We start from the raw sequence: 15,543 nt of genomic DNA on the forward strand, positions 1-15,543 counted from the left end.
ACACAAATTGAAAGTATTTAAATTTCGCTCAATAATTCAAAGCGTGTTTAAATGCCCAAACAAAAAATCAAAGCAATGAAAAAACTATTATTATCATTAGCGTTGGTGGCTGGCTTAGGTTTGGCCGCTAATGCACAAACTAAAGATCCTGCAATGAACGGATCAAAACTTGGAGTTGGAGCAGATTTCGCATTTCCTATGGGAAGTTTTGGCGATACTTACAATTTCGGAGTGGGCGGTTCATTAAATTTACAGGCACCAATTGCAAGCAAATTGAATTTCGTGGGTGAGGCAGGTTATTTGAGCTTTACCGGTAAAGAAATTAACACTGGTATTGGAACTTTTAAAGCGCCTAGCATTGGATTTGTGCCGCTTAAAGCAGGTATAAGATACTTTTTGGCAGAAAATTTCTATGCTCAAGGTCAGTTAGGTGCGGCAATTTCAACAGAAACTAACGGTGGTACAGCATTTTTATATGCACCTAGTTTAGGTTTCGAATTTCCAGTTGATAATAAGTTAGCCATTGACTTTGGCGCTCGCTACGAAGGTTGGTCTAAAAATGGAACATCTTCATTTATTGGATTGAGAGCGGCATTAAACTTTGGTTTGTAATAGCTCGTGTAAAAAAAAAATCTTACAAAGTCCTAATTATTTTTAATTAGGGCTTTTTTATACCTACTAAAGTATTAGTTTTGAAACTAATTAATTAACAATCAAATTATATTTAAATTAACATGAAAAAAATCGTTCTATTATTGGCGCTCTCAGCAGGTTTAGGTTTAGCTGCTAAAGCTCAAGACAAACCAGTATCTTTTGGCGTTAAAGCAGGTGTTGCTTTTGCTAACATGGATTTCTCCGTGATGGGGATATCATTAAGCATGGATACTAAAACCTCGTTCTACGTTGGCGCAAACGCAGATATCAAAGTATCTGAATTATTGTCTCTTCAACCTGGTTTAACTTTCATCAATAAAGGTACTAAGTCATCTGCTAGTAGTTTTGATGATGGAGGCTTTTCTTTAGAGTCTGAAGAAGCAACTTTAAATTTATCATACCTTGAACTTCCAGTGAACTTATTGGCGAATTTCAATGCAGGTAGTGGTAAATTTTTCGTAGGTGCTGGCCCGTATGCTGGTTACGCACTTAGCGGAAACACTAAATCTGGCGGAGTAAAAGAAGACCTAACTTTTGGTTCGGGTGAAGATGACATCAAAAGATTTGACTTTGGTGCAAATTTCTTAACAGGTTACCAATTAAGTAATGGACTTAGCATTAATGCTGGATACAGTTTCAGTTTAGGGAATTTGGCAAATGACAATAATTCTGGACTAGATGGTAAAGCAAAAAACAAAGTATTTTCGGTAGGTTTGGGCTTCAGATTTTAAGAAAAATTTAGTCGAAAATTACAACGCTGGTTGAAATAATTACCGGCAAAATTATAGGGCAGTTTCCATTGCGGAAGCTGCCTTTTTTTATGGAATAATTTCGCCGAAACCGACGACAAAATTTACTCAAAATACTGATTTTTAAAGGCTTACTCCCTGTATGTTTACGTTTAATTTGTTGTTATTCAGTGATTTGTAATATTGTTGCTTTGGGCTTTGCTACGGTTTCATTTCTCTTCTGTTAATTGCGCCATAATTAGTAAAAACAAATACATTTAAAATTGAAAAACAATGAAAAAATTAATGTTATCATGTGCGCTCTTATCGGCTATGGCGTTCTCGGTTTCTAACCTTAAAGCACAATCAACAAATTACAAACCTTTCAAAGTGGATTTAGCATTTGGTTATGCTGTACCAGCTGGTTCTGGCAGCAAAGGCGGTGTAGTTTTAGCAATCGAACCAAAGTATGCGGTTAACAATTCACTTACTTTAGGTTTAAGAATGGAATCGGCGTTAACTGCAAGTTCAATTGAAATTGATGGCGAGTCTTTAGTAGGAGATGTAAAAGCAACTGGATCTTATCTATTAACTGGTGATTATTTTCTTAAAGAAACTGGTTTTAGGCCGTTTGTTGGAGCTGGTGTTGGTTTATACAGCCTGGCTGGAATTGAAATCGGTGACGAAGATTTAGAAATTGGTGCTAAAACAAAATTTGGTTTTGCTCCGGGAGTAGGTTTTGAAACAGGTCACTTCCGCACAGGTATTGAGTATAACTTTGCTGGTAAAAATTTAGGTGCCAACTATAACTATTTAGCCTTTAAAATTGGATTTTTCTTAGGCGGTGGTAAAAAATAATTCATCACTAAACAACCTACCGGAAAAGGCTTCCCCATTATTTGGGAGAGGCCTTTTTAGTTTTATATATATTGCATAACTTCGGCAATCCTATACTACGGCATGTTAGCAGTATTTAAACGAGAATTATTTAGTTTTCTAAATTCCTTAATGGCTTACATTACCATTGGCATTTTTTTGTTGGCCTGTGGTTTAATGTTTTGGTTTTTTCCAGATACCTCCATTTTAGAATATGGTTACGCAGAAATGGATGGCTTCTTTTCGTTAGTGCCATACCTTTTTATGTTCCTCATCTCTGCAATTTGTATGCGCTCATTCGCAGAAGAAAGGCGAGAGGGTACTTACGTATTGCTGGCTACTAGGCCATTAACTGTTATGCAAATCATAGCTGCAAAGTACTTAGCTTGTGTGGTATTGGTGGTGTTTGCATTGCTTCCCACTTTGGTTTATTATTACAGCATTTCGCAATTGGGGATGCCCAAAGGAAATATCGATACCGGAGCTGTAATTGGTTCCTATATTGGTTTGTTTTTACTGGGCAGTGCTTTTGCTGCTATCGGAATTTTTGCATCGTCCATCACGAAAAACCAAGTAATCGCTTTTGCAGTATCGGTTTTCTTATGTTTTTTTGCCTACGCAGGGTTCAATGCTGTAAGTAAAATAGCTGGTTTTGCGGCTGTAGAAAATATGTTGTCGAATTTAGGCATTGCCGAACATTATCAATCAATTAGTAGGGGAGTTTTAGATAGCAGAGATGTGGTGTATTTCCTAAGTTTTGTTACTTTGTTTTTAGGCTTTACTAAGTTAACTTTAGGAGGTAGGAAATGGTAGGCCAACAAAAAAAAGTGAATAAATGGTTAGGGCTACTTGTTCTGGCACTGGCTATCGTGGTGGTAAATATTGCAGCACAGTATGCCTATTTGAGATGGGATTTTACAAAGGAAAAACGTTTCACGCTTACCCAAAAAACAAAAGAACTCCTAACCAATAATGATCATGAGGTTGTGGTAACCGTGTTTTTGGATGGAGATATGCCAGGGGCTTTCAAGCGCTTAAAAAACGCTACAAAGGATATCCTTAACGATTATAAATCCTATTCTGGTGCCAATTTTAAGGTGGTCTTCGTTAATCCAATTGAAGGATTATCCGCCGATGAACAAAATCAAGCCATTCAAAACTTGCTAGAGGTTGGCATCAGACCAACTAATATCAATATCAAAACCGACGCGGGGTTTGCCGAAAAACTGGTGTTTCCAATGGCGATGATAGAGAGCAATGGGAAACGTATGCCGGTGAAGTTGCTTCAAAATTTAGGTGGAGAGGCGGTGAGCTACGATGAAAGCATCAACAATTCTATCAAAAACTTAGAATACGTTTTTACCTCTTCGCTTAAGAAAGTGATATCTGGTTATAATCCCCGGATTGGTTTTACAGAGGGAAATGGCGAGCCCGATACAAGATACCTTTACGATGCGATCAATTCACTATCGGATAGTTATGTAGTAGGAAGAGTAAACTTAGATTCCATCACCAAACAAGGGCTGGATAGCTTAAAAATGTTGGTAATTGCAAAACCTTTGAAACCTTTTACCGAAGCACAAAAATACAAGATCAATTACTTTGTGATGAAGGGAGGCCATGTGGTTTGGTCTTTGGATCAGGTACGGATGGAGCTGGACAGTTTGCGAAGTGGGCGTTCTTTTTTAGCGGCAAATAATTACCTGAACTTGGATGATTTGCTTTTCGAGTACGGCGCCCGCGTTAACTACGATATCATTGCTGATGTGAACTGCGCAGAAATTCCAGTAGCAACTGCCGATGGCCCCGGTGGCAACATACAACTTGCGCCTTGGCTTTATTATCCAATTTTATTGCCAGATACTTCAAATGCGGTAGTTAAAAATTTAGATAATATTAAAGCTGAATTTGCTAGTACGGTTGACACTATTGGAAGTAAAAATGTAGCGAAGCACATCATTTTGAGTACGTCGCCGTATAACAAGATATACACTTCCCCTAAAATGTTCAACTTACAAATGGTGGAGCAAGAGCCTACACAAAAGGAATTCACCAGCACACCAAAAAGTGTTGGGGTTTTGCTCGAAGGAAGTTTCAAATCGGTTTTTTTAAACAGACCTGTTCCGGAAGGAATTAAGGAAAAGTATGAGGTTCCCTCGCAAAGTAAGCCAGCAAAAATGGTTGTTTTGGGTGATGGAGATATTTTTAAAAATCAGGTGTCTGGCGATGGATCGCCTTTCCCATTAGGCTTTGACAGGTACACGCAACAAAACTTTGGAAATAAAGCGCTGTTACTCAACATTGCAGACTACTTCACTAGTACGGATAACCTTATCGCTTTGCGAAATAAAGAAGTGACAGTTAGGCCACTTGATAAAACCTTATTGCGTACGGAGAAAACAAAATGGCAGCTTATTAACACTGTTGTGCCCATTTTATTGTTGATATGTTTAGCAATTTTTCAACATTATTATCGTAAAACTAAGTATGCAAAGTAAATTTTCATACTTTTGATATCATATATAACAAACTATGAGATTTATAGTATCAACATCAACGTTATTAAAACATTTACAAACAGTTAATGGTGCTTCAAGCAGCAGTACGGTATTGCCTATTTTAGAGAATTTTCTTTTTGAAATTAAAGAAGGAAATTTAACCATATCAGCTACCGATCTACAAACCAGTATGACTACTTCTTTAGCTGTAGAATCTAAGGAAGAGGGCAAGGTGGCTGTGCCATCAAGGATTTTATTGGATACCTTAAAAACATTGCCAGACCAACCAATTACGTTTCATGTAGATGATAACAATTTCTCTATCGAGATTAGTGCAGGTGATGGAAAATACAAATTAAGCGGCGAAAATGGAGATGACTTTCCTAAAATCCCAGTAGTTGACAACGCTTCGTCGGTAAATATTCCAGCTTCAGTACTTAGCGAAGCAATTACAAAAACCATTTTTGCAGTTAGTAACGATGAGCTGCGCCCAGCTATGACCGGCGTATTTTGCCAGCTATCGCCACAAAATATTACGTTTGTAGCTACTGATGCACATAAGTTGGTACGTTACAGAAGAAATGATGCAAAAGCTGAAAAGGCGTCTTCATTTATTCTTCCAAAAAAGGCATTGACACTTTTAAAAGCTGCTTTACCTAGTAGTGATGTGAACGTGTCTTTGGATTATAATGCTACAAGCGCTTTCTTTAAATTTGAAAATATCAATTTGATCTGTAGGTTAATTGACGAGCGTTACCCTGATTATGAAGCGGTAATTCCAGCAAATAATCCAAATAAGCTAATTATTGACAGAGCGTTGTTTTTAAATACCCTGCGTAGGGTGGTAATTTTTGCTAATAAAACTACGCATCAGGTACGTTTAAAAATCAACGGTAGCGAATTGAATATTTCTTCGGAGGATTTAGATTTTGCTAACGAAGCACATGAGCGTTTAAGCTGCCAGTACGACGGAGAGGATTTAGAAATAGGCTTTAATGCTCGTTTCTTAATCGAAATGTTGAATAACCTAAGCGGTGAAGAGGTGACTTTAGAGCTTTCTACACCTAATAGAGCAGGTTTGTTGATTCCGCAAACTAATGATGAAAATGAAGATGTATTAATGTTAGTGATGCCTGTAATGCTAAACAATAGTTACTAAGTTTTAGGCACACCAATATATAGAGTTAAAGCCCAAGTTTAAACGCTTGGGCTTTTGCTTTTTAATAATTTTTGATGTGCGCATTATTAAAATCTTGCTATTTAAACTTTACAAAAACTAAACAACAATTTATTTAAATAAGGCGTAAGTATTTGTTTGTTTGCTTATTTTAGCGCCAAATTTAAATACATTGGAAATACTAGATTTATTTGTAAGATTACTTACCGATACCAAAGATACCTTAGTTACGATTATACAGAACTACAAAACTTGGACTTATCTCATTTTGTTTATTATCATTTTTGCTGAAACTGGCTTTGTAGTAACTCCTTTTTTGCCTGGCGATTCGATGTTGTTTGCAGTGGGAGCTTTAATTGCCGGAGGAAATACCGGACTAAGTATTTGGCTAATGTGTTTGCTTTTAACGGCCGCTGCAATTCTTGGTAACACGCTCAATTACCGGTTAGGAAAGTTTTTCGGTATCAAGGTGTTTAAGGAAGAAAATAAGATTCTGAAGCTTAAATACTACCATCAATCACATGAGTATTTTGAAAAGCACGGCTCAAAGGCTATTGTTTTTAGTAGGTTTCTGCCTATTTTTAGAACGGTTGCACCATTTGTAGCTGGTGCTGCTAACATGTCGTTCGGTAAGTTTACTGCCTATAATATTATTGGCGGTGCGGCATGGATTTTCAGCTTGTCTTTTGCAGGGTTTTTATTGGGTAAAATTCCCTTTGTAGAGAAGAATTTTGAAGTAATTATTGTAATTATTGCCGTGGGAACTTTTGCACCAGTGATTATGGCTGCGCTTAAATCCTTATTTAAAAAGAAACCTATCGAGCAATAAATTGAAGAAGAAATTAAGAAAGATTAATAGCTGGTTAGCCTACAGGCTTGGGCTTAGTTTATTTACTAAAGCTCTCGGCCAATAAGCTGCCCTTCTTGATATCTTTTGTTCACTTTTTCCGCTTGTTGCTTGTCTTCAATAGTAGCTTCAATTTTAATCATATTCTTTAAATCTGGTTGGCCTGCATCTACCCAAGCGGAAAACCAATAAGAACCTACTTTGATGATAGATGAACGCATTTGTCGTTCTACCATTCCGTTCATCATATCAGAATATGCCTTAGTGTAAGCTACCGAGTACTGCTTCATTACATTTTTGCCTTTCATCGAAAAGTCATACTTACGATCTGCAGGGAAGGATGCGTTCAGCTTAGCTTCAAAAGTCAGTACGGTATCTACCATCGTATGAGATTTCTTCACAATTTTCCAGGCTTCTTTTAAAGGATCTTCTATATAAGTTGCTTTTCCAACCAATAGGTTATAGTCTTTTGCAAAAAGCTCTGGTATCCTGCTTTCCCAAAAACCATGAATGCCAGTTTGATTGGTAAGTTGTCCGTTGTGGTTTGCAGTGGTGTGTAACGGTACATGGGCGTCCGCAACATAGTGTCCTAAATCTGCAGAGTATCTTAATATTTTTGCAGAATCACGCTCTTTAAATGCCCTTACCAAATTATTGTAGGTACGTTGTATTTGCCAAGGCACCATCCCATCGTTAGCAATTTTTTTAGCACCGTATTTGTTTACAGCATCATTCCATTTGTGAGGTATACTATCGATATGTTGCTCGTAATTTTCGACATCGAGATAGTGCCTAGGTGCTTCGGCGGTATCAGCGTATCTCCTCTTATCTGGATCAATTGCGTGTTCCGTAATGTACTTATGATTGTTTTTATAAAAGCCGATCATGCCTTCAGGCAATGTGAAAATTGCAAGTTGATTGATTCTTTGATGAGCAAAGAAACCCCAGGAAGCGCATAACAATACCAAGCCAACAAGTAGGGGATATACAGCTAATTTTTTCATGTCGTAATGAGTGTTACTCCACGAATTTACATAAAAATTGGGAATTGATTTTTATCAGTATGCCCTTATTAGCTTTTTAGTATCGGTAAACAAGCCCGATTTAGCTTTGATTTTGTAGATATAAACACCGGCTGGCTGTTTGCTTAAGTCTACTTTTAAAATGTGTTTTCCAACTTTCAGCTGCGCAGTAGTAATAGTAGATACCATTTTTCCCTGCAAATCAAAAATATCTAGCACAAATTCATCAGGTTGTGGAGCTACAATATCAATTGAAGCAAACCCGTTTTTAGTTGGATTTGGGTACGATTGGGATGCCGAATAAGTTGGAAATTCTGATTTTAAATCTCCGTAACCAATATTTTGAGTTGGTAGGGTAACAAATTTTTCTGAAATAATTCTATTAATTACCGCATATAATGTAGTTGCAATTAACTTGTTGCCTTTTTCATTAGGATGGACAAAGTCTTGATACAAGCTAAAGTCTCGTTTAATTACTGCGTTTAAATCCGCCAAGTCAATATCGTACTCTTTTGCTAATTTTTTATAAAGCGCATTGATTTTAATTACATGACGATTGATTTGCTTGAGGTCGTCGCGGGTTCTGTCGTCAAAAAACTGAATGGTACAAATAATTGGCGTTAGCTGTTGGTTAAGCGCCGTGATAATGATTTGTCGCATGTTGGCTTCAGTTTCCTTCAGCGTAAGTTTGCCAGTTTCAATTCTAATGGCATCATTAGCACCGGCCAAAATTACAATGAACCCAGTTTTGTTTTCAACTGCTCCTTGTATACGTTTTAAACATTCGCCTGTAGTTTGTCCGCTAATGCCACGGTTTTCAATGTTTATTACCTCTTTTTTATAGCAATTAAGAAACATTTTAGTTAGTGGCGTTTGGAAATTTTGCCCGTTTACACCTTCTACGGTACTTGCTCCAAAAGTGATAATATTGATACTGTCCTTAGCGTAATATTTGGCAAATTCAGGACAGCTGGTACGAATTGTTTGCGCATAGCCCACCCCGGCGCAAAGACTAACTTGCAGGAAGATTAACAGGCTAAACAGTTTGTTCATTTAAGCAGAAAGGGTATTGTAATTAATTATAAGACAAATATATATTAAAATCTTATTGCTAATGTAACGAAAATGTAGAAAATAAATTATAGTAATATTAAGAAATTCACTCATCTCAAAATACCTATATTTGTTGCAAAATATAACCTTATGCAAGAAATAAAGAAATATGTTGAGGAAAACAAGGAACGCTTTTTAGAGGAACTATTCCAGTTGTTGCGTTTTCCATCTGTAAGTGCAGATCCCAAGTATAAAAACGATGTGTTGCAAACTGCTGATTTCGTTGCACAAAAATTAAAAGACGCAGGTGCCAATAAAGTTGAAGTTTGTGCTACTGCTGGCTATCCAATCGTTTATGGCGAGAAAATAATAGATGCAAGCTTACCGACAGTTTTAATATATGGCCATTATGATGTTCAACCACCAGATCCATTAGAGCTTTGGAAAACTCCGCCATTTGAGCCAACAGTACGTGATGGTAAAATTTATGCCCGTGGTGCTTGCGATGATAAAGGTCAGTTTTACATGCATGTTAAAGCTTTCGAATTGATGATGCAAACCAACTCACTGGCTTGCAACGTTAAATTCATGATTGAGGGCGAAGAAGAAGTAGGTTCGTCAAACCTTTCTACCTTTGTTAAAGAAAATAAAGAACGCTTAGCGGCTGATGTTGTTTTGATTTCAGATACCTCCATGATCAGCATGGAAAATCCTTCTATTGAGACTGGCTTACGTGGCCTAGCCTACATGGAGGTAGAAGTAGTTGGACCAAACCGAGACTTACACTCTGGCGTTTATGGCGGTGCTGTTGCGAATCCGGCAACTATTTTATGTAAAATGATTGCGTCTTTACATGATGAAAACAACCATATCACAATACCAGGTTTCTACGATAAAGTAGCAGAATTAACACAAGCTCAACGTGATGCGTTAAATAGTGCGCCTTTCGATTTAGAAGAGTATAAGAAAGATTTAGATATCGCTGAGGAATGGGGAGAAAAAGGTTATTCGACTTTGGAGCGTACCGGTACACGTCCAACTTTAGAAGTTAATGGCATTTGGAGCGGCTATATTGGCGAAGGAGCTAAAACAGTATTGCCAAGCAAAGCAAATGCGAAAATATCAATGCGTTTAGTGCCAGATCAGCGCTGGAGCGAGATTAGTGATTTATTTACGAAACACTTTGAAAGTATTGCGCCGAAAGGGGTAAAAGTTACAGTTACGCCTCATCACGGAGGTGAGCCGGTAGTAACTCCAACAGATGGAACTGCTTACCTTGCAGCTGAAAAAGCAATTCAGGAAAGCTTCGGCAAAAAGCCTATTCCAACAAGAGGCGGAGGAAGTATTCCAATTGTAGCGCTGTTTGAAGATGTTTTAGGAATTAAAACGGTACTGTTTGGTTTTGGCTTGGATAGTGATGCACTGCATTCGCCAAATGAAAAATATGATATTTACAATTATTATAAAGGGATTGAAACATTGCCTTTGTTCCACAAATACTTTGCGGAGTTAAGTAAGTAATCCGTTTCAACATCAAAAAAAGCCTTTCTTCAACCCACAGAAAGGCTTTTTTTTTGGACTGATGTATTGTAGCATTTTATCCTAATTAAAATTAATTTTTATTTCAAAAATCATTTATTTAAATTTCCATTTCTTAAATAAAGTTTCAAATGATAAGTAGTTTGTTTTTATCTGGCAGCCTGAGAACAAAGAAAGTTTTCATTGTACCAGTGCTAGCCTTTTCCATTTTAATTGGCTTAAACACCAAGCGTTTTATTGGTGCATTCTCAAATGCAGCAAGTACTTCGGTTGTAAGCGCTGAAGATCGATATTTTCAGATTGCAGTTTTAGGAGATACGCAATACTATACCGCCGAAAGACATAACGGTAAAATGTCAATGTTCTACAATCAAATCGATTGGATTAATGCCAATGCTGCAAAGGAAAAAATTGCTTATGTAGTTCATGTGGGTGATATCACTGATCATGGAGATAGCAAGCCAGTGGAATGGGATAGGGCCAAGGATGCGATGTATCGCTTAGAAAAAGCTCGGCCAGGTTTGCCATACGGTATTCCTTACGGCGTAGCAGTTGGTAACCATGACGTAAATCCCAACGGAAGCCCGAACGGAACAAAGGAAGGTTATACCAAATATTTTGGTCGAAAGCATTTTGAAGGCAGGCCTTACTACGGTGGTTCTTACAATAATGATGATGCGAACGATAGCCATTTTGACATCTTTGAAGCTAATGGTGAAAAGTTTATTGTGTTGTATTTGGTTTTTAATGATCCGGCTAGGAAAGAATTTTACGATGTAGCATTAGAGGAGAAGGTGTATAATTGGGGAGCCGAAGTTTTGGCAAAAAATGCAGATAGAAAGGCCATTGTAGTGAGCCATAGCATGTTGAAGCCTGATACCTCAAGTACTAGTGATTTTGTTGCCGGAGATGGGGCTAAACCTAAGCCGGGCGCATTTACTAAACAAGGCAAACGTATTTACGAAAAATTTAAACATTCGCCTAATGTATTTATGATGCTTTGTGGGCACGTAAGCGGCGAGGCTTTGAAAGAACTTAGCTTTGAAGGAAGAAAAATTAAGGTTTTGCTTACTGATTATCAGGGAAGAAGAAACCCGAATTATACGGATAAGGATAGAAACGGCGGTAATGGAATCCTAAGGTTAATGAAATTTAATCAAGACAAGCAAATCCTAAGTGTTAGAACTTTTATTCCAAAACCTAACGAAATTATAGAAGAGAATGACGACGACAGTAATTTTAGCGTACCCTTATACAAATAGTATCTACGACCGAAATCGTGTCTTTATCCAATATGATCAAAATATATTATGAGTTGTTCTTTTATCAAAATTTTAGGGATTGCACTTTTGCTACCTCTTACTAGTTTAGCTCAGCATACCGAAATTAATGTGCTTAAGTTTAAAAATGTAGGAGAATTGAAAGCTTTTTTTAAGCATCATCGTGTGAATTTTCCTATTATTAGCGGTCACCGCGGGGGCATGACTAAAGGTTTTCCTGAAAATTCGATGGAAACTTTTGCAAATACGCTGAGGTATATGCCTTCCTTTTTTGAGATAGACCCAAGATTAACCAAGGATAGCGTTGCAGTTTTAATGCATGATGCTACTTTAGATAGGACAACTAATGGTACTGGAAAGCTTTCTGACTACACCTATGCAGAACTACAAAAGTTACGTTTGAAAGATCCTGAAGGAAACATTACGAATGCAAAAATACCAACATTAAAAGAAGCTATTTTGTGGAGCAAGGGCCGTACAGTAATGAATTTAGATAAAAAAGATGTGCCTTTAGAAATGACGGCCCGCATTTTAAAAGAATGCAAAAATGAAGCGGTGATGCTTACCGTACATAACGCAAAACAGGCAAAGTTTTACTTAGAACAAAATCCAAACTGGATGCTTTCCGTTCATATCAAAACCAAAAAAGCTTATGATGAATACGTTAGCGCTGGCATCAATTGGGAAAACATCATTGCTTATATCGGCCCTGAGTTTACGCCAGAAAATAAAGAATTGATGCAGCTTTTACAAGCTAAGGGTGTAATGGTGATGATCTCATCGGCCCCAATGTATGATAAATTGCCAACCGCTTGGGAAAGAGCGAAAGCCTACGTAGAGATTTTTAAGGGAGGCGCTGATATTTTAGAGTCTGACTTGCCTGTGGAAGTGGCCAATGCAATTAAGGACTTGGTGCCAACAAATACACCTCAGCACCAATATTTGGGGAAAGCTAAATTATAACTTAGTTTGCACTTTAAGCGTTTGCTTGTCAACAGCCGCCGTAGCAAGCTTTGTTTATTCGTATGAGAAAGCACTAAGCGATGATCACTTTTACCCCTTTTTCTTCCAGTTGCTGCACAAATATTTCAGGTGCTTTATCATCTGTTATCACATAGGCAACCTGCTCAAATCCACAAACTTTTCCTAGTCCACGCTTGTCAAATTTTGTACTATCCGCCAATATAACTACTGTTTGAGCAGTTTCTATCATTTTTTGATCCAACGCAGCTTCGCTAAGGTTAGTAATTGAAAAACCGAAATCTAGGTCAATTCCATCTACCCCTAAGAACAATATGCCGCAAGAAATTTCTTCCAAAATTTTCTCTGCAAAGCTTCCCGCCACCGAAGAAGAGTTAGCTCTAATCATACCGCCTAGCTGCAGCACCTCAATATTGTTTCTGTTACTTAATTCCAAACCAACTTTTAGTGCAGGCGTAATTACCGTAATGTGTTCTGATGTATTTAAAAACCTGGCAATTTCAAAAACGGTAGAACCGGAGCCTATTGTAATGGAATCGGTGTTTTTAATAAGTTTAAGGGCTGCTTTGGCGATACGTTGCTTTTCATCAGCATTAATTAGCTCTTTTTCATAAATACTTCTATCGCTGGCATAAGGATTTTTGATAGAGCCGCCACCTCTAGTTCTGAAAAGAAGATTTTTGTCTTCCAGCATTTTCAAATCTTTTCTGATTGTAACGCCAGAAACCTTCATCAAATCAATCAATTCGATGATGCTTACTTTGCCATCTTCCTTTAGTTTTTTGAGGATGTACTCATGCCTATCAGTAATATTTTTCATGCCAATAATAAGTTTGTTTGCTAATATATAGATTTATTGTTGCATAAAAAAAGCGCTATACCTAACCTGATATAGCGCTTACATTTGTGTGTGAAATGTCTATTTTACCTTGGCATATTCAGCCGAATTTCTTTTTTCAACTTCAGTTTTTGCAGCTCTGAAATTTTTGGTGTTCAACGTAGCTAACTCGTTGGTTGAAATGGCATGTAACTGTGTGGCGCCGTTTAATTTTAACGCTGTTTCGTTGCTTAATTTAGTGTACAAGCTTTCAGTTTTAGAAGTAATGTCAGCTTTTGCGTCGTCTTGTAATATGATTTGTAAATGTTGTGCATTCAAGGTGTTTTTAGTGTTAACCACTGCATTTCCAGAAACATCAATTCTGTAAATATTTGCTACATATACAGTAACTTTTGTGGTTTCTCCGCTTTTTTTGCCAGATACATAAATAGCATCATCGGTGCTGTAAACTTTTGTTTTTGAGGTACCTTCGTTAGCATAAAGTTTTCTGCTTTCGTAGTCCTGTACCAAGGTAACTTCTACATTACCTGTTACGATTAATTTTTTTGGTGCCTGCTGCTCTTCAATTTTCTTGTATTTGTATGAAGAAGCGATAGGGTTTGTTGCATCTTTTGCATTAACTGATGTACTGATGGCTAAAGCTAAAATCCCGATAGCGAATAGCGAAGTGGCTCTTTGTTTCATAATTGATTTGTGTTTTGTAGATAAGACGCAAACACTGCCAAAACGTTGCAAGCAAAAACATCATAATCGACAAACAGTCGTTTTTTTTCGACAAACTCCGAAATAATTCGTAGATTATCTTGTTACACCTTCCAGCTCTCGCATTTTTCTAAAAAGAACTCATCAGCCTCAGCACCTATGCCTGGAGTATCGGGTACATCCAACATAAATCCTTCATAGGTAAGTCCACCAGCTACTGGGTCAACCAAATGGCCTAAAAGGCAGGTATCCAAATCAAAATAAACCACATTTGGACTGGCTAGGGCAAAATGCAAATTAGCAGTTAGTGCTAAGCGACTTTCAAGCATGCTACCAATCATACACTTTACACCGCTTTGTAGCGCTATTTCATGTATTTTTTGGGCTTCTAAAATCCCACCTGATTTCGCAAACTTGATATTCAAAAAAGTAGTGGATTTTGAGTTGATTAATTTTCTAGCATCATGATGATTATAGCAACTTTCATCAGCCATTAACTTGATAGGCGAATTGGTGTTCAGCTCTGGTAACTTATCGTCGAACCAAGTGCGCATCGGTTGTTCACAAAATTCAATATCAAACTTTTCCAGTTCAGTTAACGCAAAAAGTGCATCGTCAAAGCTCCAGCCTTGGTTGGCATCTAAACGAAGTGTAATTTGATTGCCTACTGCCTTTCTAATTGCCGCTACACGGTCAATGTCTTCGTGTACTTTCTTTCCTAATTTTATTTTGATGATATTACAGCCGTTAGCTACATGTTCTTTTGCTTTTGCTGCCATGGCTTCAGGCGTTCCAATTCCCAAAGTCATATCCGTTTCTATAATGCGCTTTTGGCCGCCTAAAAACTGATAAAGCGGCTGTCCGGCATTTTTCGAAGCAATATCAAATAAAGCCATGTCGAAAGCGCTTTTAACAGTTGGATTATGAGCCGCATAGCCCAATAAATCGTCCATCCGAGCCGGAATATCTAGGGGATCTTTGCCTTTTAAAATTTGAGCAAAATCCTTAGCCATTGCCAAACAGGTTTCTTGTGTTTCGCCAACAATCATTGGAAAAGCAGAGCACTCACCGCTACCATGAATTCCTGCATCGGTAAAAATCCTTACTAATACATTTTGGGCAAAATGCATAGTGCCGGTTGCAATTACAAAAGGTTCCATAGGAATACTAAAACGGTAAATTTCGGTGTGGGTAATGATCATGATATTGAGCTTCTATGTATTAATTGAGTGATATTTTTTCCAATAAATTTATTCTTCCATTTCAAACCTGATTTCGCAATAAATCCATGTGTTAAACATTTGCAACTAAAGTATAAAAAACAAAAACTAAATAGAAGCAGCTTTGT

General features: G+C 37.4%; 15 protein-coding genes. 10 read left to right on the plus strand and 5 right to left on the minus strand.

Translation table 11 applies throughout. The annotated features are described in order from the left end of the window. The first annotated feature begins 75 nt into the window (after window positions 1-75). The 7 genes from DUT68_RS15695 to DUT68_RS15725 all read left to right on the plus strand — a co-directional run bounded on the left by DUT68_RS15695 (window position 76) and on the right by DUT68_RS15725 (window position 6,762). Window positions 76-612, plus strand: coding sequence for a hypothetical protein (locus tag DUT68_RS15695; RefSeq protein WP_113639218.1), 537 nt, complete (start codon window positions 76-78; stop codon window positions 610-612). Window positions 613-734: 122 nt separating this feature from the next. Further along, window positions 735-1,385 (plus strand): porin family protein, encoded by a 651-nt coding sequence (locus DUT68_RS15700; protein ID WP_113639169.1) that lies wholly within the window; start codon window positions 735-737, stop codon window positions 1,383-1,385. A 291-nt stretch (window positions 1,386-1,676) separates the two neighbouring features. Continuing rightward, on the plus strand, window positions 1,677-2,240 hold the full coding sequence (locus DUT68_RS15705; protein ID WP_113639170.1) for a porin family protein: 564 nt from the start codon (window positions 1,677-1,679) through the stop codon (window positions 2,238-2,240). A 102-nt stretch (window positions 2,241-2,342) separates the two neighbouring features. Next, on the plus strand, window positions 2,343-3,071 hold the full coding sequence (gene gldF / locus DUT68_RS15710; protein ID WP_113639171.1) for a gliding motility-associated ABC transporter permease subunit GldF: 729 nt from the start codon (window positions 2,343-2,345) through the stop codon (window positions 3,069-3,071). Then, a complete protein-coding gene (gene gldG, locus DUT68_RS15715; RefSeq protein ID WP_113639172.1) occupies window positions 3,065-4,756 on the plus strand; it encodes a gliding motility-associated ABC transporter substrate-binding protein GldG in 1,692 nt (563 codons plus the stop codon). The genes gldF and gldG overlap by 7 nt, the downstream gene beginning before the upstream one ends. A gap of 34 nt (window positions 4,757-4,790) precedes the next feature. Further along, the gene (gene dnaN / locus DUT68_RS15720) at window positions 4,791-5,915 is read left to right on the plus strand and encodes a DNA polymerase III subunit beta (RefSeq protein ID WP_113639173.1); all 1,125 of its coding nucleotides are present in this window, start codon (window positions 4,791-4,793) and stop codon (window positions 5,913-5,915) included. Between the two features lie 190 nt (window positions 5,916-6,105). Further along, entirely contained in the window at window positions 6,106-6,762 is a 657-nt protein-coding gene (locus tag DUT68_RS15725) for a VTT domain-containing protein (RefSeq protein WP_370738894.1), read from the plus strand. A gap of 65 nt (window positions 6,763-6,827) precedes the next feature. Here the strand turns inward: DUT68_RS15725 and DUT68_RS15730 are convergent, their stop codons facing one another. Continuing rightward, window positions 6,828-7,784 carry a zinc dependent phospholipase C family protein gene (locus tag DUT68_RS15730; RefSeq protein ID WP_113639174.1) on the minus strand — a complete coding sequence of 319 codons (957 nt, stop codon included), beginning with the start codon at window positions 7,782-7,784 and terminating at the stop codon, window positions 6,828-6,830. Window positions 7,785-7,838: 54 nt separating this feature from the next. After that, window positions 7,839-8,855 carry a GDSL-type esterase/lipase family protein gene (locus tag DUT68_RS15735; RefSeq protein WP_113639175.1) on the minus strand — a complete coding sequence of 339 codons (1,017 nt, stop codon included), beginning with the start codon at window positions 8,853-8,855 and terminating at the stop codon, window positions 7,839-7,841. Between the two features lie 150 nt (window positions 8,856-9,005). On the opposite strand from DUT68_RS15735, the gene DUT68_RS15740 reads away from it, so the two are divergent. From DUT68_RS15740 to DUT68_RS15750, 3 genes are all read left to right on the plus strand, one after another. After that, on the plus strand, window positions 9,006-10,376 hold the full coding sequence (locus DUT68_RS15740; RefSeq protein ID WP_113639176.1) for a dipeptidase: 1,371 nt from the start codon (window positions 9,006-9,008) through the stop codon (window positions 10,374-10,376). A gap of 149 nt (window positions 10,377-10,525) precedes the next feature. Further along, entirely contained in the window at window positions 10,526-11,656 is a 1,131-nt protein-coding gene (locus DUT68_RS15745) for a metallophosphoesterase (RefSeq protein ID WP_113639177.1), read from the plus strand. Window positions 11,657-11,704: 48 nt separating this feature from the next. Then, window positions 11,705-12,637 (plus strand): glycerophosphodiester phosphodiesterase family protein, encoded by a 933-nt coding sequence (locus tag DUT68_RS15750; RefSeq protein ID WP_113639178.1) that lies wholly within the window; start codon window positions 11,705-11,707, stop codon window positions 12,635-12,637. 73 nt (window positions 12,638-12,710) lie between these two features. Here DUT68_RS15750 and DUT68_RS15755 read toward each other — a convergent pair whose 3' ends face one another. From DUT68_RS15755 to DUT68_RS15765, 3 genes are all read right to left on the minus strand, one after another. Continuing rightward, the gene (locus DUT68_RS15755) at window positions 12,711-13,475 is read right to left on the minus strand and encodes a DeoR/GlpR family DNA-binding transcription regulator (protein WP_113639179.1); all 765 of its coding nucleotides are present in this window, start codon (window positions 13,473-13,475) and stop codon (window positions 12,711-12,713) included. A gap of 99 nt (window positions 13,476-13,574) precedes the next feature. Next, window positions 13,575-14,177, minus strand: coding sequence for a GIN domain-containing protein (locus DUT68_RS15760; RefSeq protein ID WP_113639180.1), 603 nt, complete (start codon window positions 14,175-14,177; stop codon window positions 13,575-13,577). Between the two features lie 122 nt (window positions 14,178-14,299). Beyond that, window positions 14,300-15,397, minus strand: a complete 1,098-nt coding sequence (locus DUT68_RS15765; RefSeq protein ID WP_113639181.1) for a mandelate racemase/muconate lactonizing enzyme family protein — start codon at window positions 15,395-15,397, stop codon at window positions 14,300-14,302. Window positions 15,398-15,543 lie beyond the last annotated feature (146 nt).

Source organism: Pedobacter zeaxanthinifaciens (assembly GCF_003313335.1).
GTDB lineage: Bacteria > Bacteroidota > Bacteroidia > Sphingobacteriales > Sphingobacteriaceae > Pedobacter > Pedobacter zeaxanthinifaciens.

Coding starts and splice junctions, on each gene's coding strand:
- gldF (WP_113639171.1), top strand. CDS start 2,343: ATGTTAGCAGTATTTAAACGAGAATTATTTAGTTTTCTAAATTCCTTA.
- DUT68_RS15730 (WP_113639174.1), bottom strand. CDS start 7,784: ATGAAAAAATTAGCTGTATATCCCCTACTTGTTGGCTTGGTATTGTTA.
- DUT68_RS15745 (WP_113639177.1), top strand. CDS start 10,526: ATGATAAGTAGTTTGTTTTTATCTGGCAGCCTGAGAACAAAGAAAGTT.
- DUT68_RS15755 (WP_113639179.1), bottom strand. CDS start 13,475: ATGAAAAATATTACTGATAGGCATGAGTACATCCTCAAAAAACTAAAG.
- DUT68_RS15695 (WP_113639218.1), top strand. CDS start 76: ATGAAAAAACTATTATTATCATTAGCGTTGGTGGCTGGCTTAGGTTTG.
- DUT68_RS15700 (WP_113639169.1), top strand. CDS start 735: ATGAAAAAAATCGTTCTATTATTGGCGCTCTCAGCAGGTTTAGGTTTA.
- DUT68_RS15760 (WP_113639180.1), bottom strand. CDS start 14,177: ATGAAACAAAGAGCCACTTCGCTATTCGCTATCGGGATTTTAGCTTTA.
- DUT68_RS15705 (WP_113639170.1), top strand. CDS start 1,677: ATGAAAAAATTAATGTTATCATGTGCGCTCTTATCGGCTATGGCGTTC.
- dnaN (WP_113639173.1), top strand. CDS start 4,791: ATGAGATTTATAGTATCAACATCAACGTTATTAAAACATTTACAAACA.
- DUT68_RS15735 (WP_113639175.1), bottom strand. CDS start 8,855: ATGAACAAACTGTTTAGCCTGTTAATCTTCCTGCAAGTTAGTCTTTGC.
- DUT68_RS15750 (WP_113639178.1), top strand. CDS start 11,705: ATGAGTTGTTCTTTTATCAAAATTTTAGGGATTGCACTTTTGCTACCT.
- DUT68_RS15765 (WP_113639181.1), bottom strand. CDS start 15,397: ATGATCATTACCCACACCGAAATTTACCGTTTTAGTATTCCTATGGAA.
- gldG (WP_113639172.1), top strand. CDS start 3,065: ATGGTAGGCCAACAAAAAAAAGTGAATAAATGGTTAGGGCTACTTGTT.
- DUT68_RS15740 (WP_113639176.1), top strand. CDS start 9,006: ATGCAAGAAATAAAGAAATATGTTGAGGAAAACAAGGAACGCTTTTTA.